Below are 18,436 nucleotides of genomic sequence, written 5' to 3'. Positions count from 1 at the left end.
GCCCGCGACGCTGCGGGCCCGGCGGCCGGTGTTCTGCTTCGGCGGTGGCGTACGGCTCTAGTCGCGCTCCCAGAGGTAGAAGCGCTGCGCCATCGCGTCCTTGGGGGACCGCCAGGTCTGCGGGTCGTACGCGCTGACGTACGCCGACAGGCGCTCGCTGATGCCCCGGAACTCCGGGTGGTCCGTCACCTTGGCGATGGCCGGTCCCGGCTCCCGCTCGGACTCCACGAGGTGCAGGTACACGTCGCCGAACTGGAACAGGCTGCGCCGGGTCACACCGACCAGGTGGGGCAGCTCGCCCCGGTCGGACTCCGCGAACACCTCGGCGATGTCCGGGGCGGAGCCCGGGGCCATCCGGGCGACGATCAGGGCCTGGTGCATGGGCTGTGCTCCCGTCGTCCCGTTCAGTCGGCCAGCGCCGACGCGGGGCGCTTCCCGGCGGCGGCCTTCTCGATCTTGTCCCGGATGAGGGCCATCTGGACCTTGGAGTTCTTGTTGATGTTGCCGGTCATCCAGTCGTCGTCGACCGGGGCGTCCGGCTTCATCGCGAAGTCCTGCGTCCAGACCATGCGGGTCCCGGCGGGCACCTCCTCGTACCGCCAGACGATGTCCATGTGCGCGAACGGGCCCGTCTCCACCCGGCGGGCCTTCACCGTCAGGGTGTCCCGGTCGGGCTCGCGCTCGGAGACCCAGCTCCACACCGTGCCGTTCTCGTCCGGGTGCATGGTCAGCCGGAACGTGGTCTTCCGGCCCTCCCGGGAGAGGATCTCCACGGACGCGTACTCGCTGAACAGCTGCGGCCACCGCTCCAGGTCGTTGGTCATGTCCCAGACCAGCTCCAGCGGAGCGGCGATCGTGATCTCGTTCTGCGTGTGTCCTGCCATCTCAGGCTCCTGCCATCAAGGTGGTGTTGACGAGGTTGAGGAACTGCTGAGGCGTCCTGCAGCGCTCCGCGTCGACCGGCATCGGGGTGCCGTGCGTGTTCTCCAGCTCGCCGACGATGCCGAGCAGGCCCAGCGAGTCGACCCCGAGGACGTCGAAGCCCGTGTCCGGCTTCTCCTGGAGCTGCTGCGGGCTGACGGTGACCCCGGCAGCCTTCTTCATCAGCGCGGCGAGTTCTTCCACGGTGATCTGCGGCATGTTCTTTCCTCCTTTGCTGTGCTCACTGCGCTCTGCTGTGGGCGCGGCGGGCCGGCCGCCCACCGCGTCCGTGCCGTGCTCAACCCGCGGCCCCGTGCCGCAGCACGAGCGCCGAGTTCGACCCCATGAGCCCGCGGCTGAGCACCAGTGCCGTACGCAGCTCGGCGACCCGGGCGCGGCCGGTCACGAGGTCGAGGTCGTGGCAGACGTCGACGACGTTCGGGGTCGGCGGGACCAGACCGTGCTCCATCGCGAGCACCGCCGCCGCCGTGTCCAGCACCGGCGCGGCGCAGTAGCCCCGGCCGATGCCCGTCTTCGGCGCGGTGACCGGCACCCGGGTGCCGTGCGCACCGAGCGCGTCCGCGATCGCCAGGGCCTCGGCCCGGTCCGCCTCCGGCACCCCGAGGGCGTCGGCGAAGACCACGTCGACCTCCTCCGGGGCGCAGCCGGCCTCGGCCAGCGCCTGCCCGATGGCATGGGCCAGACCGTGCCGGGACTCGGCCCAGCGCGAGGCGCCCGTGAAGGTCGCCGCGTGCCCGGCGACGTACGCCCGGACCTCCGCGCCGCGCTCACGGGCCGCCGACTCCGCCTCCACCACGAGCATCGCGCCGCCCTCCGCCGGTACGAAGCCGCAGGCGGCCCCGGTGAACGGGCGGTACGCGCAGGCCGGATCGGCGACCTGGCTCAGCTCCTCGTACCCGAGCTGGCACACCACCGAGTACGGCGCGAGCGGGGCCTCGGTGGACCCGGCCACGATCACGTCGGTGCCGCGCCGCACCGCCCGCGCCGCGTGCGCCAGGGCGTCCAGACCGCCCGCCTCGTCCGAGGCGACCACCGAGCACGGTCCCTTGAACTTCCGGCGGATGGAGATCTGGCCGGTGCTCGCCGCGTAGAACCAGGCGATGGACTGGTACGGCCCGACGAAGCGGCTGCCCTTGCCCCACAGGCGCTGCAGCTCGCGCTGGCCGAACTCGCCGCCGCCGGAGCCGGCAGCGGTGACCACGCCGATCGCGTACGGGTCCTCGGAGGTGTCGGCCGGCCCCAGCCGGGCGTCCTCCAGCGCCAGGTCCGCCGCGGCCATCGCGAAGTGGGTGAACCGGTCGGTCTGCACGAGGAAGCGCTCCTCGATCGTCGCCGCCGGGTCGAAGGCGCGGATCTCGCCGGCCACCTTCAGCGGAAGGTGCTCGCAGCCCTCGCGGGTGACCCGGTCGAGGACGCTCACGCCTTCCTGGGTGGCCTTCCAGAAGGTGTCGGTGCTGGTTCCGTTGGGCGCGACCACCCCGATGCCGGTGACGGCCGCGCGCCGGTCATGCGGTTCGCTCATCGTGTCCTCTCCCTCGTCCGGGTCAGGACCACCGCGGACTGGAAACCCCCGAACCCGCTGCCCACGGACAGGACGCTGCTCAGCTTCCGTTCGCGGGCCACGCGCGGGACGTAGTCCAGGTCGCACTCGGGGTCGGGGGTCTCGTAGTTGGCGGTCGGCGGGACGACCTGCTTGGCGAGGGCCAGCACGCAGGCGACCACCTCGATCGCCCCGATCGCCCCCAGGGAGTGCCCCACCATCGACTTGATGGAGCTCATGGGCGTGTCGTAGGCGTGGCCGCCGAGCGCCCGCTTCACGGCCGCCGTCTCGTGGCGGTCGTTCTGCCGGGTGCCGGAGCCGTGGGCGTTCACGTAGCCGATCGCCGTCGGGTCCAGCCGGGCGTGTTCCAGTGCCAGGTCGATCGCCCGGGCCATCTCCAGGCCCTCACTGGTCAGTCCGGTCATGTGGTAGGCGTTGCCGAAGGTGCCGTAACCGCCCAGCTCGCAGTAGACGTGCGCGCCGCGGGCCCGGGCGTGTTCCAGCTCCTCCAGGACGAGCACCGCACCGCCCTCGCCCATGACGAACCCGTCACGGTTGTTGTCGAAGGGCCGGGAGGCGTGCGCGGGGTCGTCGTTGTTCGGTGAGGTGGCCTTGATCGCGTCGAAACAGGCCATGGTGATCGGGGAGATCGGCGAGTCCGACGCGCCGGCTATGCAGATGTCGGCCCGCCCCTCCTGGACCGTGTGGAAGGCGTACCCGACGGCGTCCAGGCCCGAGGTGCAGCCCGTGGAGACGGTCTGCACCGGACCCTGCGCGCCGAACCGCTCCGCCACCGCGGACGCCACCGTGCTCGGCGAGAACGCCCGGTGCAGCTGCGGCTCCGCCTCCCGGTGATCCACGTCCCAGCGCTGCCCGCGATGGCTGACCAGCACGTAGTCGTGCTCCAGCCGCGTGGTGCCGCCCACCGCGGTGCCCACCGAGACGCCTATCCGCCAGGGATCCTCCCGGGCCAGCTCCAGACCCGAGTCGCGCACCGCCTCCTCGCCCGCCACCAGCGCGAACTGGATGTACCGGTCCGCCCGCTCGACCTGCTCCGCGTCCAGACCGTGCGCCACCGGATCGAAGTCGCACTCGGCCGCGATCCGCGACCGCAGCCCGGACGGATCGAAGAAGGTGATGCCCCGCGTCGCGGTCCGGCCGTTGGCCAGCAGATCCCAGAATGCCGGAACGCCGATGCCGCCCGGAGCAACGATGCCTATGCCTGTGACCGCCACGCGCCGGGTCATGACAGAACCTGACCCCGGTCGTGCGCGGCCCCCGCGGACGCCGGCTCCGTGACCACCGCGGCGGCCCCGATGACCTCCGTCTCCTCGGTGTCCACATGCCCGAGCTGCGGCCGCGGAGCCAGCGGCCCCAGGTGGAAGACGATCCGCGCCTCCACGTTCCCGACGTTGCGGAACCGGTGCTTCATGTGGGCCGGGATCATCAGACCCTGCTCCGGGCGCAGCGCGTGCGGCTCACCGTCCAGGTCCACCTCCAGCTGACCGCACACGACGTACACGAACTCCTCGGAGTACGGGTGGTAGTGCTCACCGATCCGGTCACCGGGCTGCACGATCGCCACCCCCATGAAGCCGCTGGTCGAACCGACCGTGGCGGGGGTGAGCATGGCGCGCAGATCGCCACCTCGCTTGACGTTGGGCTCGACCTCGCTGAGGTCCACGATTTTCGGACGGGGTTTGATGGACACGTTTTCCTCCGATGTGATTGCGCCGTCGGCGACGAGTGGGGGGACCGGCCGGCTCACACTTCCGGCGAACGGCGGTCGGTGATCAGATCCATACGGGCGGCCTCACCGTCGAGCAGCTCCCGCAGCCCGGCCGGCACCTCCGGCGCGGCACCCTGCTCGTCGCGCACGTCCACCAGCCGCACCACCACGTCGTCCCGTTGGAACACCGTGCTGCGCAGCACCGGGCTCGCCGGGTCCTCGGCCGCCGCCGAGTCCGCCTGCGCCAGCAGCTCCGCCAGCCGCATCCCGCGGTCCGGCCGCGCCGGGTAGAACAGCGCCAGCCGCTTCCCCTCCGGCGACCCCTCCGCACTCACGTGGTGCACCGCCGGCAGCGCCGCCCGGGTGAAGAACATCCGCGCCGACTCCTGGTCGTCCAGGTCCCGGTGCTGCTCCAGATACGGGTTGATCGCCGCCTCCACCGCCCGCACCTCCGGCTGCCGCGACACGTGGCGCAGCGCGGCCAGCAGGTCCCCGCGCACCTCGATCGCCCGCACCACCCGGTTGCCGTGCATGAACAGCGACGTACGGCACAGCCGCGTCGTGTCGTCCACCCGGGCCTCGGGCGAGGCGTACTCCGCAAGGATCTTCGCGACCTTCTCCTCCGTGCCCGGCCGCACCGTGAAGGTCAGCGCGTGCCGGATCACCCCGTCACCGATGCGCGGGTGGGCCTGCAGCCGGCGCTGCCCCGGCTCCTGCCGGCCCGCCGCGCCACCCGTCTCCCGGACGATGTGGAACCGCAGCGACCGGGTGTCCCGGACACAGGAGTGCAGGGGCTCCACCATCCGCACGTGCTCCTCGCTGTTCACCCAGGTGAGGAACGGCGGGGCGCTCTCCCACTCGCTCGTGATCAGCCACTGCGAGGGATTTTCGATCGACTGGCACAGCTGGTCGCTCACGTGACCGGGCACCGACGCCACCTGGTTGCACAGCTGCTCGTACGCCTCCAGGAACTGCTGCTGCGCGCCGTCGTAGACGTCGACCAGCAGGACGACCCGGAGCCGGGAACCGTCGAACACGGACTGGGACACACGCTTGGACACCTGGGCCAGCGCTTCTGAGGGACGATCAGACGTCGTGGTCACCTGCACACATCTCCTTCGCGGGGGCAGAGGCCGAGCCGGCCGCGACTGACGCGACGGCAGCGTTCCTTGATCCTGTGCCGGTCCCACCACGCTCGCGACTCGTATGAACCACGCGGGTGATTGCCCACGCGGAGCCCGCGCCACCGGGCAGAGAACTCACAGGCGCCCCCTCACGCCCACCCCTGCCTCTGGAGGCTTCGATGCATCAAAAAGCCGACCACCGGGTCCCCGTCCTCATCGTGGGCGGCTCCCTGGTGGGCCTGTCCATGTCCGTGTTCCTGGGCCGCCTCGGTGTCCGGCACCTGCTCGTCGAACGGCACTCCGGGACCTCCATCCACCCCCGCGGACGGGGCAACAACGTCCGCACGATGGAACTCTTCCGGGTGGCCGGCATCGAGCCGGACATCAAGGCCGCGGCCTCACTCCTCGCCGACAACCACGGCATCCTGCAGACCCCCACCCTCGTCGGGGACGCCGGCGAATGGCTGTTCAAGGAGATCGACCCCGGCGGCGGACTCGCCCGCTTCAGCCCCACCGGCTGGTGCCTGTGCAGCCAGAACGACCTCGAACCCGTCCTCCTCGACAGCGCCCGCGAACTCGGCGGAGACCTGCGCTACTTCCACCGGATGGAGGCCTTCGAACAGGACGCCGACGGAGTGACGGCCGTCGTCCTCGACCGCGACACCGAGCGGACCTACACCGTCCGGGCGGACTACCTCGTCGCCGCCGACGGCCCCCGCAGCCCCGTCCGCGGCGCCCTCGGCATCGGCCAGACCGGCCCCGGCGACCTCTTCGCCAACGTCAGCGCCACCTTCCGCTCCACCGCCCTCGCCGAGGTCGTCGGCGACCGCCGCTTCATCTGCTGCTACCTCACCCATCCGGACGCCGACGGCGCCCTCCTGCCCGTCGACAACAAGGAGCACTGGGTCTTCCACGCCCCCTGGCACCCCGAGCGCGGCGAAACCCTCGACTCCTTCACCCACGAACGCCTGCGGCGCCACATCCGCCAGGCCGTCGGCGTCCCCGACCTCGACGTCGAAATCACCGGAAAGGCGTCCTGGCGCGCCGCCGAACGGGTCGCCGACCGCTACTCCCACGGCCGCGTCTTCCTCGCCGGCGACTCCGCCCACGAGATGTCCCCCACCGGCGCCTTCGGCTCCAACACCGGCATCCAGGACGCCCACAACCTCGCCTGGAAACTCGCCGCCGTCCTCCAGGGCTGGGCCGGCCCCGCCCTCCTCGCCAGCTACGACACCGAACGCCGCCCGGTCGCCCTCGCCACCAGCGCCCGCGCCTCCGCCCGCTCCGTCGAGCACAGCCACCCCGGCTTCGCACCGGCCCCGGGCGTCGGCGGCGGCAAACGCGGCGGCATCCTCAACGTGGTCCTCGGCTACCACTACCCCCACGGCGCCGTCCTCGGCACCGACCCCGAGCAGCCGGTCGTCCCCGACGCCCTCGCCCTCTCCGGCCGGCCGGGCACCCGGGCGCCCCACCTGTGGCTGCGCCGCGCGGGCGAGCGCGTCTCGACCCTCGACCTGTACGAGCGCTCGCTCGTCCTGCTGGCCGACTCCCCCGACGACGCGGGCTGGCACGCGGCCGCCCGCCGCCTGGCCGAGACCGACGGCATTCCCCTCGACGCCTACCGCGTCGGCCCCGGCGCCGACGCCGACCTGACCTACGAGGACGACGCCACCGACTGGGCCCGCGCCCACGGCGTCACGGCCGACGGCACGGTCCTGATCCGCCCGGACGGCTTCGTGGCCTGGCGCGCGACGGCTGCGGTACCGGACCCGGAGGGAGTCCTGCGGGAGATCCTGCGCACGCTGCTGCAGACATCCTGACCTGCGCAAACAGGAAGGCCACCTGCGCTGTGGGCGCGGGTGGCCTGTCCCCTTCGAAAGCCCCCTGTCGGATTCGAACCGACGACCTTCGCTTTACAAGAGCGGCGCTCTGACCAGCTGAGCTAAGGAGGCCCGCACGCGCGCGTCGCGCACGTGTCTGAGCAGTGTACCCAGGTCCCGGTGCGGGCCCGTCGAGAATTTCCGCGAAGTTCACAGGCCTCCAGCTACTGACAGACCAGGTGAACGCCAGGTACCGTCCTGTGCCAGTTCACCCTCGTGGACTACGCCAACCACCTTCCTACAACGGATCGTCCGGCACGTTCCTGCCGGTAGAAGGGGGCCCATTCACCATGGCCACTGTGACGTTCGACAAGGCGACCCGGATCTACCCGGGTTCCACCAAGCCCGCCGTCGACGGTCTCGACATCGCGATCGAGGACGGCGAGTTCCTCGTCCTGGTCGGCCCGTCGGGTTGCGGGAAGTCCACCTCCCTGCGCATGCTCGCCGGCCTGGAGGACGTCAACGGCGGAGCCATCCGCATCGGTGACCGCGACGTCACCCACCTGCCGCCGAAGGACCGGGACATCGCCATGGTGTTCCAGAACTACGCGCTCTACCCGCACATGACGGTCGCCGACAACATGGGCTTCGCGCTCAAGATCGCCGGCGTCAACAAGGCGGAGATCCGGCAGAAGGTCGAGGAGGCCGCCAAGATCCTCGACCTCACCGACTACCTGGACCGCAAGCCGAAGGCCCTCTCCGGTGGTCAGCGCCAGCGTGTGGCCATGGGCCGCGCCATCGTGCGCGAGCCGCAGGTGTTCCTCATGGACGAGCCGCTGTCCAACCTGGACGCCAAGCTCCGCGTGTCCACCCGTACGCAGATCGCCTCGCTGCAGCGCCGCCTCGGCATCACCACCGTCTACGTCACCCACGACCAGGTCGAGGCCATGACGATGGGCGACCGGGTGGCCGTGCTGAAGGACGGTCTGCTCCAGCAGGTCGACTCGCCGCGCAACATGTACGACCGCCCGGCCAACCTCTTCGTCGCCGGCTTCATCGGCTCCCCGGCCATGAACCTGGTCGAGGTCCCGATCGCCGACGGCGGCGTGAAGTTCGGCAACAGCGTGGTGCCGGTGAACCGCGACGCGCTGAAGGCCGCCGCCGACAGGGGCGACCGCACGGTCACCGTCGGCGTCCGCCCCGAGCACTTCGACGTGGTGGAGCTGGGCGGCTCCGTCGCCGCCTCGCTGTCCAAGGACGCCGCGGACGCCCCGGCCGGTCTCGCCGTCTCGGTGAACGTCGTCGAGGAGCTGGGCGCCGACGGTTACGTCTACGGCACGGCCGAGGTCGGCGGCGAGGTCAAGGACCTGGTCGTCCGGGTGAACGGCCGCCAGGTGCCGGAGAAGGGCTCCACGCTGCACGTGGTGCCGCGGCCGGGCGAGACCCACGTGTTCTCGACCTCCACGGGTGAGCGTCTCTCCGACTGACCTGCGGGTTTCCACCCAGGTTGACGAAAAGGGGCTCCGCGGACCGCCGCGGGGCCCCTTTCGCGTGCCCGGATACCGCGATATACCCCGGCACAGCGATCAATTCGGGCACCGTCCGTCAACCCCCTACCCAGGAATCTGCGCCCTCTCATCCCCCATAAGGGTGACCGAATGTCGCCAAATCACTACCGGGCGCTACCCTCACACGCGTGAAGCACTCCACCACCCCTCAGACGCGACGCGGCCACCGGGGCGGCCCTGCCCGCCGGATCGGCCGCACACTCGCCCTCGTCCTGCCCGTCGTCCTGGTGCTCTCCGGCACCCTCGCGGTCACCCGGGTCAACTGGACGGGGAGCCCCTCCTCGGTGCTCACGGCCTCGGACGTCACCTCCGCCGCCGTCTCCTCCAAGGCCGTCTCCCTCGCCCCGCAGGACGTGCTGCGCGACCAGCTGCTGACCGAGCTGCAGGAGAAGAACCCGGGGGTGGTCCTCACCCACCTCCAGCAGGCGGTCGACGGGCACCCCTCGCTGGCCCGGCACTGCACCTCCATCGCCCGCGCCCTGGGCCGCGCCGCGGTGCGCATCTACGGCGCGCCGCGCGCGCAGTCGTACGCCCGCCCGGTCTGCGACACGGCCTTCGCCTCCGGCGTGCTGGCCGCGCACAGCTGAGAGCGGGTTCGGAAGCGGGTAACGGCTCTTCAAGGAGCAGGTCGCAGCCGGAATCCCGGCCGGGGCGCCACGTACAGTTCGGGGCATGACCCATCCGAACGCGGCGTCGCGCCCCACTCAAGCCGTCGTCCTGGCCGGTGGCCAGGGCTCACGGCTGCGTCCCTACACCGACGACCGGCCCAAGCCGATGGTCGAGATCCCCGGCACGGGGACTCCGATCATCGGCCATCAGCTTGCCTGGCTCGCCGAGGAGGGCGTGACGGACGTGGTGGTCTCCTGCGGCCACCTCGCCGAGGTCCTGCAGAAGTGGCTGGACTCGGCCGATCTGCCCCTGTCCGTCCGTACCGTCGTCGAGACGGAGCCCCTCGGCCGCGGCGGCGGCCTGAAGTACGCCGCCGCACACCTCCCCCACCCCGACCGGCCCTGGTACGCCACGAACGGCGACATCTGGACCCGCTTCTCCCTGCGGGACATGGCCGACTTCCACACCGAGCGGGACGCCGTCGCCACGCTGGCGCTGGCCCGGCCCCGGATTCCCTGGGGTGCGGTGCGGACCGACGGGTTCGGTCACATCACCGACTTCATCGAGGCTCCGCCGTCGACGTTCGAGATCAACGCCGGTGTGTACGTGTTCTCCCCGGAGTTCGCCGGGATGCTGCCCGAGCGGGGCGACCACGAGCGGACCACCTTCCCCCGGCTGGCCCGGGAGCGGAAGCTGGCCGGCTTCACGATCCCGCAGGGCTCCTACTGGCGGGCCATCGACACGGCGAAGGACCTGACCGAGGCCGCCAAGGAACTGGCGGGTCTGGGGCGGTAGCCCCGCGACTCACGGCAGGGGAAGGGCCCCGTACCTCCGCGGTACGGGGCCCTTCCCCATGGGGGTGGCGGGGTCAGCCCAGCAGGCCGCCCACCAGGCCCGGCTGGCCCGTGGACGAGGTGCCGCCGCCGGTGCCGCCGCTGCCGCCACTGCCGCTGCCGCCCGTCGACGTGCCGCCGGTGGAAGTGCCGCCCGCGCTGGTCGGGCCGGCGCTGGTGCTGGGGGCACCGCCGGTCGGGGAGGAGCGGCGGGGCGGGACCTGGCCCGTGGTGCCCTGGGTCTGGGTCGGGGTCGTGGTGGTGGAGCCGGTGCTGTGGCTCGCGCTCGGGGTCGCCGCGCCGGACGGGCCGGTCGTGGCACCGCCGCTGGGCGAGGTGGAGGCCGACGGCGTCCGGTGCTGCCGCGTGCCGGGCTCCTCGGGGAGCGGGGAGCCGGGGAGGTTGTTGCGGGGTGCCTCACCGGGGCCGGGGACGACCACGCGGCTGGAGTCGCGCACGGCGCCGCCGAGGAGGGAGCCGGCCAGCAGGGTGAGGCCGACGGTGACGGCCGTGACGAGGGCTCCGCGGCGCAGGACGTAGCGGCGCAGTTCCCAGATGTCGGAGCGGGGGCCGAGGCGGCGCCAGGCGCTGCCGGCGAGGCGGCCGTCGATGGAGTAGACGGGGGCGCCGGCGATGATCAGCGGGGACCAGGCGGCGAGGTAGATGATGTCGGGCGCGTCGTAGGCGGGGACGGTCTTCCAGCTGACCGTGACGATGAGCGCGGCGGAGAGCAGGGCGCCGATGACGGCGGCGACGCGCTGCCAGCAGCCGAGGATGGTCAGGACGCCGACGACGACCTGGAGGAAGGCGATGACCAGGCCGGACCCGACGGGGTGGTGCAGCGCGAACTGGCGCAGGGGCTCGGCGACGTCCCAGGGGTGCAGGGAGTTGAGCCACTTGACCATGGAGCCGCGCTTGCCGCCGTCGAAGTAGACGGGGTCGCAGAGCTTGCCCATGCCGGCGTAGATGGAGATGAAGCCGAGGAAGATGCGCAGGGGCAGCAGGACGACGCCGAGGTTCATGCGCCGGCCGGGGTAGTAGGCGTGCCGGGCGGGGTCGTCGCCGTGGCGCCGGCCGGTCCGCTCGCCCGCCGGGTCGGCCTCCTCGTAGCCGTCCTCGTAGTCGCCTTCGTAGTCGTCCCCGTAGGCGTCCCGGTAGTCGTCGCCGTATCCGTCGTCGTAGCCGTCGTGGCCGGTGAACTCCTCGCCGGTGCGGGGTGGTTCGCCGTAGGCGCCGACGGGCGGCAGGAGTCGGGTGCCGTCGTCGGGGGACGTGCGCTGGTGGCCGACCAGGGGGGTCTCGACGGTCTGGTCGAGAGAGTCGTAGCCGTCGGCGTATCCGGTGCCGACGCGCGGGATGACCTGGGTGGCGCCGGCCTCGGGTGCGGGTTCCTCGGCGTGGCGGACGCTGTTGCCCCGCACGGCCTGGAGGAGGCGGTGGGCGCCGGTGTCGTCGGGGGCGGACCTGCCGCTCCACACGACGGGACGGCGGCGGCCGGTGGCGCCGGCCCGGGCCGCCGTGGCCGTGGCGGAGACGCGGGCGGTGTCCTGGGTGGCGCTCAGGTGCCGGGCGATCCGCGGTGACCGGGTGCGTTTCGCCGACGCGCCCAGCTGCACGCGGAAGCTGGCGTGATTGACGATGACCTGCGCCGGATCGCTCGGCACCTTCACCATGCTCAGCGCGGGAGCGTCGTCGTATCCCGACGAGCGGTCCCCCGTGGGTGTGCGGGGTGTTCTGGTGTCCACGCCCATGTAACCGAGTGACGTGGTGTTAGGACACTGCCTTGACGGGGCGGATGTGTCCGGACCCCGTCAAAGCGGCCCCGAACGGCACATGGGCGACGGAATTACCCCGCACGGGTGAAGTTGCGGACGGGTGTTCAGCTCCGCCTGCGCGCCGCCTCGTACAGCACGATGCCGGCCGCCACACCGGCGTTGAGGGACTCGGCGCCGCCCGGCATCGGGATCCGGACGCGCACGTCGCAGGTCTCGCCGACCAGGCGGGACAGGCCCTTGCCCTCGCTGCCGACGACGATGACGAGGGGGCCGCCGAGGGCCTCGAGGTCACCGACTTCGGCCTCGCCGTCCGCCGCGAGGCCGACGACCGTGATGCCGGCCTTCTTGTACGCCTCGAGGACGCGGGTGAGGTTGGTGGCGCGGGCGACCGGGGTGCGGGCGGCGGTGCCGGCGGAGGTCTTCCAGGCGCCGGCGGTCATGCCGGCCGAGCGGCGCTCGGGGACGACGACGCCGTGGCCGCCGAAGGCGGAGACGGAGCGGACGACGGCGCCGAGGTTGCGCGGGTCGGTGACACCGTCGAGGGCGACGATCAGCGGGTCCTCGCCCTCGTCGTGGGCGGCCGCGGTGAGGTCCTCGGGGTGCGCGTACTCGTACGGCGGCACCTGCAGGACCAGGCCCTGGTGGTTCAGCCCGTTGGTCATGCGGTCCAGCTCGGGGCGCGGGGCCTCCATGAGGTTGATGCCGCCGCGTTCGGCGGCGAGCTGGAGGGCCTCGCGGACGCGCTCGTCGTTGTCGATGAACTGCTGGACGTAGAGCGTGGAGGCGGGCACCCCCCCGCGCAGCGCCTCGACGACCGGGTTGCGGCCGACGACCATCTCCGAGGGCGACTTGCCGGCGCCCCGGCGCTGCGGCGTGCGGCCCTGCGCGCGGCGCGTCTTGGCCGCGGCGGCGCGCTGCTTGGCGTGACCCTTGCGCATCTCGGCGGGCGGGGTGGGACCCTTGCCCTCCAGGCCCCGGCGCCGCTTGCCGCCGCTGCCGACCTGCGCGCCCTTCTTGCCGGACATGCGGCGGTTGTTCGCGGCCATGACCTACCTGTTCTCTGCGTCTTGTGCGAAAAAGTGTGCGTACGTCTATGCAGTGTGCCGCCCGGAGGCCCGGGCGGCACAATCGATCAAGGACCGGTGGCTACCGCGGCCCGAGCGTCCAGCGGGGGCCCTGGGGGCTGTCCTCGATGACGAGGCCGGCCTGGCCGAGCTGGTCGCGGATGGCGTCGGCGGTGGCCCAGTCCTTGCGGGCCCGGGCGGACTCGCGCTGGTCCAGGACCAGGCGGACCAGGCTGTCGACCACGCCGTGCAGGTCCTCGCCGCGGTCGTTCTCGCCGGCCCAGTGCGGGTCGAGCGGGTCGAGCCCGAGGACGCCGAGCATGGCCCGGACCTCGGCGAGGCGGGCGACGGCGGCTTCCTTGTCGTCGGCGGCCAGCGCGCTGTTGCCCTGCCGGACGGTGGTGTGCACGACGGCGAGGGCCTGCGGGACGCCGAAGTCGTCGTCCATGGCCTCGGCGAACGCGGGCGGCACCTGGTCGGCCGGCTCGACGACGCCCGCCTTCTCCACCACGCGCTGCACGAAGCCCTCGATCCGCGCGAACGCGGACTCGGCCTCGCGCAGGGCCTCCTCGCTGTACTCGATCATCGACCGGTAGTGCGGGGTGCCGAGGTAGTAGCGCAGGACGATGGGCCGCCAGTGCTTGACCATCTCGGAGACCAGGACGGAGTTGCCGAGGGACTTGGACATCTTGTCGCCGGCGATGGTGACCCAGGCGTTGTGCAGCCAGTACCGGGCGAAGTCGTCGCCGAAGGCCTTGGCCTGGGCGATCTCGTTCTCGTGGTGCGGGAAGATCAGGTCGATGCCGCCGCCGTGGATGTCGAAGGCGGAGCCGAGGTACTTGTGCGCCATGGCCGAGCACTCCAGGTGCCAGCCGGGGCGGCCGCGGCCCCACGGGGTCTCCCAGTCGGGCTCGCCCGGCTTGGACGCCTTCCACATGGCGAAGTCGCGCGGGTCGCGCTTGCCCGTGATGCCCTCCTCGGCGGGCTGGCGCATCTCGTCGAGGTCCTGCCCGGACAGCTCCAGGTAGGAGGGCCAGGAGCGGACGTCGAAGTACACGCTGCCCTCGGCCTCGTAGGCGTGCCCGCGCTCGATGAGCGTGCGCATCATCTCGATCATCTCGGGCACGTGGCCGGTGGCCCGGGGTTCGTACGTCGGCGGCAGGCAGCCGAGCGCCGTGTAACCGTCGTCGAAGGCCCGCTCGTTGTCGTAGCCGATCGACCACCAGGGCCGGCCCTGCTCGCGGGCCTTGCCGATGATCTTGTCGTCGATGTCGGTGACGTTACGGACGAACGTGACCTCGTAGCCGCGGTGGGCGAACCAGCGGCGCATGATGTCGAAGTTCAGGCCCGAGCGGATGTGCCCGATGTGCGGGGCCGCCTGCACGGTGGCGCCACACAGGTAGATCGAGACGCAGCCCGGCGTGAGCGGGGTGAAGTCACGGATCTGCCGGGCGCTGGTGTCGTACAGGCGAATAGTCACGTGTCCAGAGTAGTGGGCGCGGGGCAGTGCCCGGGGCCCTTCCCGCGCGGAAGCGGGCCGGGAGGCCGCGGGTGGGCGCGGGAGCGGGGCTCAGAGGTTGCCGACGACCTTCCGCGGGGTGATCCGTACGACGACCCGCTCGGCGTCCTGCGCGGAGGCGGGGTTGAACTCCGCGTACTTCTTGCCGGTGTACTTCACGCTCAGTTCGTCGATGAGCGCGGCGCCGCCCTCGGTGGTCAGCTCGGCGGTGCCGCGGATCTCGGCGTACTCGTAGGGCGAGTCAGGGTCCTGGACGACGACGGTGACGCGGGGGTCGCGCCGCAGGTTCTTCGTCTTGCGGCGGTCGACGGTGGTGGAGACGAGGACGTCGTCGCCGTCGCGTTTCACCCAGACCGGGGACAGCTGTGCGCCGCCGTCGGGCTGGAGGGTGCCGAGGACGATGAACACCTTGCCGTCGATGAGGGACTTGAGCCGGTCGGACAGGGTGGCGGGCATGGGGGTACCTCCTCGGTCGGCGTCGACTGGATGCGGGTACCCTCGCACGCCCTCAGCTCACCCGCACCACGAGCGCCGTGGCCACGGCCATGAGTCCCTCGTCCCGGCCGGGGAAGCCGAGCCCGTCGGTCGTCGCGCCGGAGACGGAGACGGGGGCGCCGGCCGCCTCGGAGAGGATCTTCTGCGCCTCGTCGCGGCGCTTGCCGATCTTCGGGCGGGGGCCGACGACCTGGACGGCGACGTTGCCGATGGTGAAGCCGGCCTCGCGGACGATCCGGGCGGCCTCGGTGAGCAGGGTCACCCCGGAGGCGCCGGACCACTCGGGGCGTCCGGTGCCGAAGTGCTGCCCGAGGTCGCCGAGGCCGGCGGCGGAGAACAGGGCGTTGCAGGCGGCGTGGGCGACGACGTCGGCGTCGGAGTGCCCGGCCAGGCCAGGTCCCTCGCCCTCCCACTTCAGGCCGGCGCACCAGAGGTCGCGGCCGTCCTCGAAGGCGTGGATGTCGGTGCCGATGCCGACCTGGGGCAGCACGGGCGGCTCAGAAGCCATCGTTGAGCCTCCTGCGGGCGAGGACCGCCTCGGCGAGGACCAGGTCGAGGGGGCGGGTGACCTTGAAGGCCTCCTCGTGGCCGGGTACGGCGACGACGGTGAGGCCGAGCCGCTCGATCATGCTCGCGTCGTCGGTGACGTCGCCGGTCACGGTCTCGTGGGCGCGGACCAGGGTCGCCCGGTCGAAGCCCTGGGGGGTCTGCACGGCGCGCAGCCGGGACCGGTCGGGGGTGGAGAGGACGGGCTCGGGGTCGCCGGGGGTGGCGGCGGGCTCGACCTCCTTGACCGTGTCGGCGAGCGGCAGGGCGGGGACGACGGCCGGTGCGCCGTCGCGCACGGCCTCGATGACCGCGTCGACGGTGTCGACGGGGACGAGGGGGCGGGCGGCGTCGTGGACGAGGACGATCTCGTACTCGGGCGGCAGGGCGTCGAGGCCGAGCCGGACGGACTCCTGGCGGGTGTCCCCGCCTGGTACGACGAGGAAGTCGGTGCGCTCGGGCAGGGCGTGCGCGTCGAGCAGGGTCTTGGCCTCGGCGGCGCCCTCGGGCGGGGCCACGACGACGACCAGGGAGACGTGGCGGGAGGCGGCGAGGGCATGGACCGCGTGGATCAGCATCGGGGTACCGCTGAGCGCGCGGAGCGCCTTGGGGGCGCCCGGACCGAGGCGCACGCCCCGGCCGGCGGCGGGAATCACGGCGGCGACGGGGATCTGCGCAGGCGTGGGGCGCGAATCGTCAGACATCGGTTCCTGTCAGGTTTGTGTGCTCGACCTACGTGGGTATGGCCTGGAGGAGTGCCGGGCGCGACGCCTTGACCGGACCCTTTCCGTGACCCTGGTCGAGCCATCCGCCCGGGCCCGGCACACCAAGTATCGGGGGGTTTCTCCCGAGGTGAACGGCAGGCGCCGGAGCGCGGCGGGCGCCACGGGGACGAACATGCCGCAGCGCCCGGCGACAGGATCAGTGTCATCGGGCACCGCGGCATCGATCAGTACGCTGAGGGCGGCGGGTGCCGCCGGCCGCGTGTCAGGACGCGAGCACCTCGTCGAGCAGGGCCTCGGCCTTGTCCTCGTTCGTGTTCTCCGCGAGGGCGAGCTCGCTCACCAGGATCTGGCGGGCCTTGGCGAGCATGCGCTTCTCACCGGCGGACAGTCCACGCTCGCGCTCGCGACGCCACAGGTCACGCACCACTTCCGCGACCTTGATGACATCGCCGGAGGCGAGCTTCTCCAGGTTTGCCTTGTAACGACGGGACCAGTTCGTGGGCTCCTCGGCATAGGGAGCGCGCAGCACCTCGAAGACCCGGTCGAGCCCGTCCTGACCGACCACATCCCGCACGCCGACGAACTCCGCATTGTCCGCTGGCACACGCACCGTGAGGTCACCCTGGGCGACCTTCAGCACCAAGTAGGTCTTGTCCACGCCTTTGATCTGGCGAGTTTCGATAGCCTCGATCAGCGCGGCCCCGTGATGGGGATAGACCACGGTGTCGCCAACCTTGAACGTCATGTGACAGGTACCCCTTCCGTGGCTATCCAGGGTAACACGGATACGGCGTGTTCTGAATGGCGTTTTCGCAGGTCAGGGCATATCTCGGGGCTTGACAACAGCGACACGAACGTGCTTCGAGAGGCCTGCGGAACCAGGTATTCGCAGGTGGGAGGGGCTCTCCGGGCGGAGGGAAACACGTACGCCACAGGGCCCGGAAGGCACTGCCAAGCGGATGAACGTCCCGATTTGTCTGGTTCCAGACGTGCGACTTCCGCTACTCCGTTCGGTGGCCGGGGCCCGGTCCGGCGTGATTCCGGAATTGATCAACGGGGTCGGGCGGGGCGCCTGGTGATCAATATCCGGAGGACCGCGTATTCCTTCACCGAAATGCCACGCACGGCGCGGGGAGGGGTTCGCCGTCGCGTTATGTGAATGGCGGACGAGCGGCCCGTCAATGTGACCGGGGGGTCACTTGTGGCCTCCGGGGTACCCCCAGCCGGACGGAAGCCGGAGGCTGGGGGGAGGGTCGGGTGCGGACGCCCGGGAACGGCTCGGTAGCCTAAGGCCGCTGACAGACACTTAGGGTGGCTTTATAAGGGAGCCGCCCCTTGCGTTCAAGGAGTTGCCGCCGCCGTGAGCAGCAGCCTTCGACGCGGCGCCCTCGCCGCCTCCGCCATCGCCTTCTCGATCGCCTCGCTCGCCGCCTGCGGCGCCGGAAACGACGCGCAGACCCTCCAGGTCAAGCCGGACAACGCGGCGACCAGCGTCGGGAACATCAAGATCCAGAACGCGCTGATCATCACCCAGCCCGACCTGAAGTCGACCGGTCCGGCCGTTGTCACCGCGACCCTGTTCAACGGGGGCAACACGCCGCAGACCCTGCAGTCCGTGACCGTCCCGGGCGCCGGCAAGACCGCCCAGCTGCACCCCGCCAAGGGGCAGAGCCTGACCGTCCCGGCCCACGGCTCGCTGATTATCGGCGGCAAGAACAACGCCGCCGCCGTGCTGCCCAGCAGCCGTGAGGCCATCAAGGACGGCAACGCCCAGCAGGTCACCTTCACCTTCAGCGACGCCGGCCCGGTGAGCCTGCGCGCCTTCGTCGTCCCGGCGACCAGCTACTTCAGCGGCTGGGGCCCGAGCGACGTCCCGTCCGCCTCCGCGTCGCCGTCCACCGGCGCCCCCGGCGCCGGCAACGGCAAGCCGGGCAAGGGCGGCAAGGCCAGCCCGTCGGCGACCGCCTCCGAGACCGCCACGGGCCCGGGCGCCGGCGCGACCCCGAGCGACTCCGCGTCGCAGTCGGCGGCCGGCCACTGACCGGCCCCACCCACGCGACACGCCAAGGGCGGCACCCCTCGCAGGGGGTGCCGCCCTTGGTCGTACAGGTCTACGGCTCATGGCCTACGGCTCGAACTTGTATCCC

At 71.8% G+C, this 18,436-nt stretch carries 19 protein-coding genes and 1 tRNA gene; 5 read left to right on the top strand and 15 right to left on the bottom strand.

Going from position 1 to position 18,436, the window contains the following annotated elements:
• Positions 1–57 precede the first annotated feature (57 nt).
• From AQJ66_RS08040 to AQJ66_RS08010, 7 genes are all read right to left on the bottom strand, one after another.
• Positions 58–381, bottom strand: coding sequence for a TcmI family type II polyketide cyclase (locus AQJ66_RS08040; RefSeq protein WP_061918575.1), 324 nt, complete (start codon positions 379–381; stop codon positions 58–60).
• A gap of 23 nt (positions 382–404) precedes the next feature.
• Positions 405–884 carry an SRPBCC family protein gene (locus tag AQJ66_RS08035; RefSeq protein ID WP_061918574.1) on the bottom strand — a complete coding sequence of 160 codons (480 nt, stop codon included), beginning with the start codon at positions 882–884 and terminating at the stop codon, positions 405–407.
• Between the two features lies 1 nt (position 885).
• Positions 886–1,140: an acyl carrier protein gene (locus AQJ66_RS08030; RefSeq protein ID WP_061918572.1), complete on the bottom strand. Its 255-nt coding sequence runs from the start codon at positions 1,138–1,140 to the stop codon at positions 886–888.
• 79 nt (positions 1,141–1,219) lie between these two features.
• Positions 1,220–2,464: a ketosynthase chain-length factor gene (locus tag AQJ66_RS08025; RefSeq protein ID WP_061918570.1), complete on the bottom strand. Its 1,245-nt coding sequence runs from the start codon at positions 2,462–2,464 to the stop codon at positions 1,220–1,222.
• On the bottom strand, positions 2,461–3,729 hold the full coding sequence (locus AQJ66_RS08020) for a beta-ketoacyl-[acyl-carrier-protein] synthase family protein (protein WP_061918568.1): 1,269 nt from the start codon (positions 3,727–3,729) through the stop codon (positions 2,461–2,463). Before AQJ66_RS08020 ends, AQJ66_RS08025 begins: the two co-directional genes overlap by 4 nt.
• Positions 3,726–4,166: a cupin domain-containing protein gene (locus AQJ66_RS08015; protein ID WP_061918566.1), complete on the bottom strand. Its 441-nt coding sequence runs from the start codon at positions 4,164–4,166 to the stop codon at positions 3,726–3,728. The genes AQJ66_RS08020 and AQJ66_RS08015 overlap by 4 nt, the downstream gene beginning before the upstream one ends.
• 80 nt (positions 4,167–4,246) lie before the next feature.
• Positions 4,247–5,314 carry a SchA/CurD-like domain-containing protein gene (locus tag AQJ66_RS08010; protein WP_061919341.1) on the bottom strand — a complete coding sequence of 356 codons (1,068 nt, stop codon included), beginning with the start codon at positions 5,312–5,314 and terminating at the stop codon, positions 4,247–4,249.
• 200 nt (positions 5,315–5,514) lie between these two features.
• Here AQJ66_RS08010 and AQJ66_RS08005 point away from each other — a divergent pair, with 200 nt between their 5' ends.
• Positions 5,515–7,155 (top strand): FAD-dependent oxidoreductase, encoded by a 1,641-nt coding sequence (locus tag AQJ66_RS08005; protein WP_061918564.1) that lies wholly within the window; start codon positions 5,515–5,517, stop codon positions 7,153–7,155.
• A 58-nt stretch (positions 7,156–7,213) separates the two neighbouring features.
• Here the strand turns inward: AQJ66_RS08005 and AQJ66_RS08000 are convergent.
• Positions 7,214–7,287: transfer RNA gene (locus AQJ66_RS08000), tRNA-Thr, on the bottom strand.
• A 218-nt stretch (positions 7,288–7,505) separates the two neighbouring features.
• Between AQJ66_RS08000 and AQJ66_RS07995 the strand changes: the two genes are divergently transcribed.
• From AQJ66_RS07995 to AQJ66_RS07985, 3 genes are all read left to right on the top strand, one after another.
• Positions 7,506–8,642, top strand: a complete 1,137-nt coding sequence (locus AQJ66_RS07995) for an ABC transporter ATP-binding protein (RefSeq protein WP_061918562.1) — start codon at positions 7,506–7,508, stop codon at positions 8,640–8,642.
• A gap of 209 nt (positions 8,643–8,851) precedes the next feature.
• Complete coding sequence (locus AQJ66_RS07990; RefSeq protein ID WP_061918560.1) at positions 8,852–9,310, top strand: hypothetical protein; 459 nt, start codon at positions 8,852–8,854, stop codon at positions 9,308–9,310.
• An 85-nt stretch (positions 9,311–9,395) separates the two neighbouring features.
• The gene (locus tag AQJ66_RS07985) at positions 9,396–10,127 is read left to right on the top strand and encodes a nucleotidyltransferase family protein (RefSeq protein ID WP_061918558.1); all 732 of its coding nucleotides are present in this window, start codon (positions 9,396–9,398) and stop codon (positions 10,125–10,127) included.
• Between the two features lie 73 nt (positions 10,128–10,200).
• Here AQJ66_RS07985 and AQJ66_RS07980 read toward each other — a convergent pair whose 3' ends face one another.
• The 7 genes from AQJ66_RS07980 to AQJ66_RS07950 form a co-directional block, all read right to left on the bottom strand.
• Entirely contained in the window at positions 10,201–11,916 is a 1,716-nt protein-coding gene (locus tag AQJ66_RS07980; RefSeq protein WP_208611310.1) for a DoxX family protein, read from the bottom strand.
• 128 nt (positions 11,917–12,044) lie between these two features.
• Positions 12,045–12,986 (bottom strand): 23S rRNA (guanosine(2251)-2'-O)-methyltransferase RlmB, encoded by a 942-nt coding sequence (gene rlmB / locus AQJ66_RS07975; RefSeq protein WP_061918554.1) that lies wholly within the window; start codon positions 12,984–12,986, stop codon positions 12,045–12,047.
• A 100-nt stretch (positions 12,987–13,086) separates the two neighbouring features.
• Positions 13,087–14,484, bottom strand: a complete 1,398-nt coding sequence (cysS, locus tag AQJ66_RS07970) for a cysteine--tRNA ligase (RefSeq protein WP_061918552.1) — start codon at positions 14,482–14,484, stop codon at positions 13,087–13,089.
• A 90-nt stretch (positions 14,485–14,574) separates the two neighbouring features.
• A complete protein-coding gene (locus tag AQJ66_RS07965) occupies positions 14,575–14,979 on the bottom strand; it encodes a PPOX class F420-dependent oxidoreductase (RefSeq protein WP_061918550.1) in 405 nt (134 codons plus the stop codon).
• A gap of 52 nt (positions 14,980–15,031) precedes the next feature.
• Complete coding sequence (gene ispF, locus AQJ66_RS07960; RefSeq protein WP_061918548.1) at positions 15,032–15,526, bottom strand: 2-C-methyl-D-erythritol 2,4-cyclodiphosphate synthase; 495 nt, start codon at positions 15,524–15,526, stop codon at positions 15,032–15,034.
• Positions 15,516–16,268: a 2-C-methyl-D-erythritol 4-phosphate cytidylyltransferase gene (gene ispD / locus AQJ66_RS07955; protein ID WP_061918546.1), complete on the bottom strand. Its 753-nt coding sequence runs from the start codon at positions 16,266–16,268 to the stop codon at positions 15,516–15,518. The genes ispF and ispD overlap by 11 nt, the downstream gene beginning before the upstream one ends.
• Positions 16,269–16,551: 283 nt before the next feature.
• On the bottom strand, positions 16,552–17,034 hold the full coding sequence (locus tag AQJ66_RS07950) for a CarD family transcriptional regulator (RefSeq protein ID WP_003953493.1): 483 nt from the start codon (positions 17,032–17,034) through the stop codon (positions 16,552–16,554).
• A 615-nt stretch (positions 17,035–17,649) separates the two neighbouring features.
• On the opposite strand from AQJ66_RS07950, the gene AQJ66_RS07945 reads away from it, so the two are divergent.
• Positions 17,650–18,330: a copper chaperone PCu(A)C gene (locus AQJ66_RS07945; protein ID WP_061918544.1), complete on the top strand. Its 681-nt coding sequence runs from the start codon at positions 17,650–17,652 to the stop codon at positions 18,328–18,330.
• The last annotated feature ends 106 nt before the right edge of the window (positions 18,331–18,436 follow it).

The organism is Streptomyces bungoensis, from assembly GCF_001514215.1.
Taxonomy (GTDB): Bacteria; Actinomycetota; Actinomycetes; order Streptomycetales; family Streptomycetaceae; genus Streptomyces; species Streptomyces bungoensis.
This window is presented reverse-complemented; position numbering and strand designations above follow the sequence as displayed.

Bases quoted from the DNA above. Each gene is read 5' to 3' on its own strand.
- AQJ66_RS08040 (WP_061918575.1), bottom strand. From the start codon at position 381: ATGCACCAGGCCCTGATCGTCGCCCGGATGGCCCCGGGCTCCGCCCCG.
- AQJ66_RS08035 (WP_061918574.1), bottom strand. From the start codon at position 884: ATGGCAGGACACACGCAGAACGAGATCACGATCGCCGCTCCGCTGGAG.
- AQJ66_RS08030 (WP_061918572.1), bottom strand. From the start codon at position 1,140: ATGCCGCAGATCACCGTGGAAGAACTCGCCGCGCTGATGAAGAAGGCT.
- AQJ66_RS08025 (WP_061918570.1), bottom strand. From the start codon at position 2,464: ATGAGCGAACCGCATGACCGGCGCGCGGCCGTCACCGGCATCGGGGTG.
- AQJ66_RS08020 (WP_061918568.1), bottom strand. From the start codon at position 3,729: ATGACCCGGCGCGTGGCGGTCACAGGCATAGGCATCGTTGCTCCGGGC.
- AQJ66_RS08005 (WP_061918564.1), top strand. From the start codon at position 5,515: ATGCATCAAAAAGCCGACCACCGGGTCCCCGTCCTCATCGTGGGCGGC.
- AQJ66_RS07995 (WP_061918562.1), top strand. From the start codon at position 7,506: ATGGCCACTGTGACGTTCGACAAGGCGACCCGGATCTACCCGGGTTCC.
- AQJ66_RS07985 (WP_061918558.1), top strand. From the start codon at position 9,396: ATGACCCATCCGAACGCGGCGTCGCGCCCCACTCAAGCCGTCGTCCTG.
- AQJ66_RS07980 (WP_208611310.1), bottom strand. From the start codon at position 11,916: ATGGGCGTGGACACCAGAACACCCCGCACACCCACGGGGGACCGCTCG.
- rlmB (WP_061918554.1), bottom strand. From the start codon at position 12,986: ATGGCCGCGAACAACCGCCGCATGTCCGGCAAGAAGGGCGCGCAGGTC.
- AQJ66_RS07965 (WP_061918550.1), bottom strand. From the start codon at position 14,979: ATGCCCGCCACCCTGTCCGACCGGCTCAAGTCCCTCATCGACGGCAAG.
- ispF (WP_061918548.1), bottom strand. From the start codon at position 15,526: ATGGCTTCTGAGCCGCCCGTGCTGCCCCAGGTCGGCATCGGCACCGAC.
- ispD (WP_061918546.1), bottom strand. From the start codon at position 16,268: ATGTCTGACGATTCGCGCCCCACGCCTGCGCAGATCCCCGTCGCCGCC.
- AQJ66_RS07950 (WP_003953493.1), bottom strand. From the start codon at position 17,034: ATGACGTTCAAGGTTGGCGACACCGTGGTCTATCCCCATCACGGGGCC.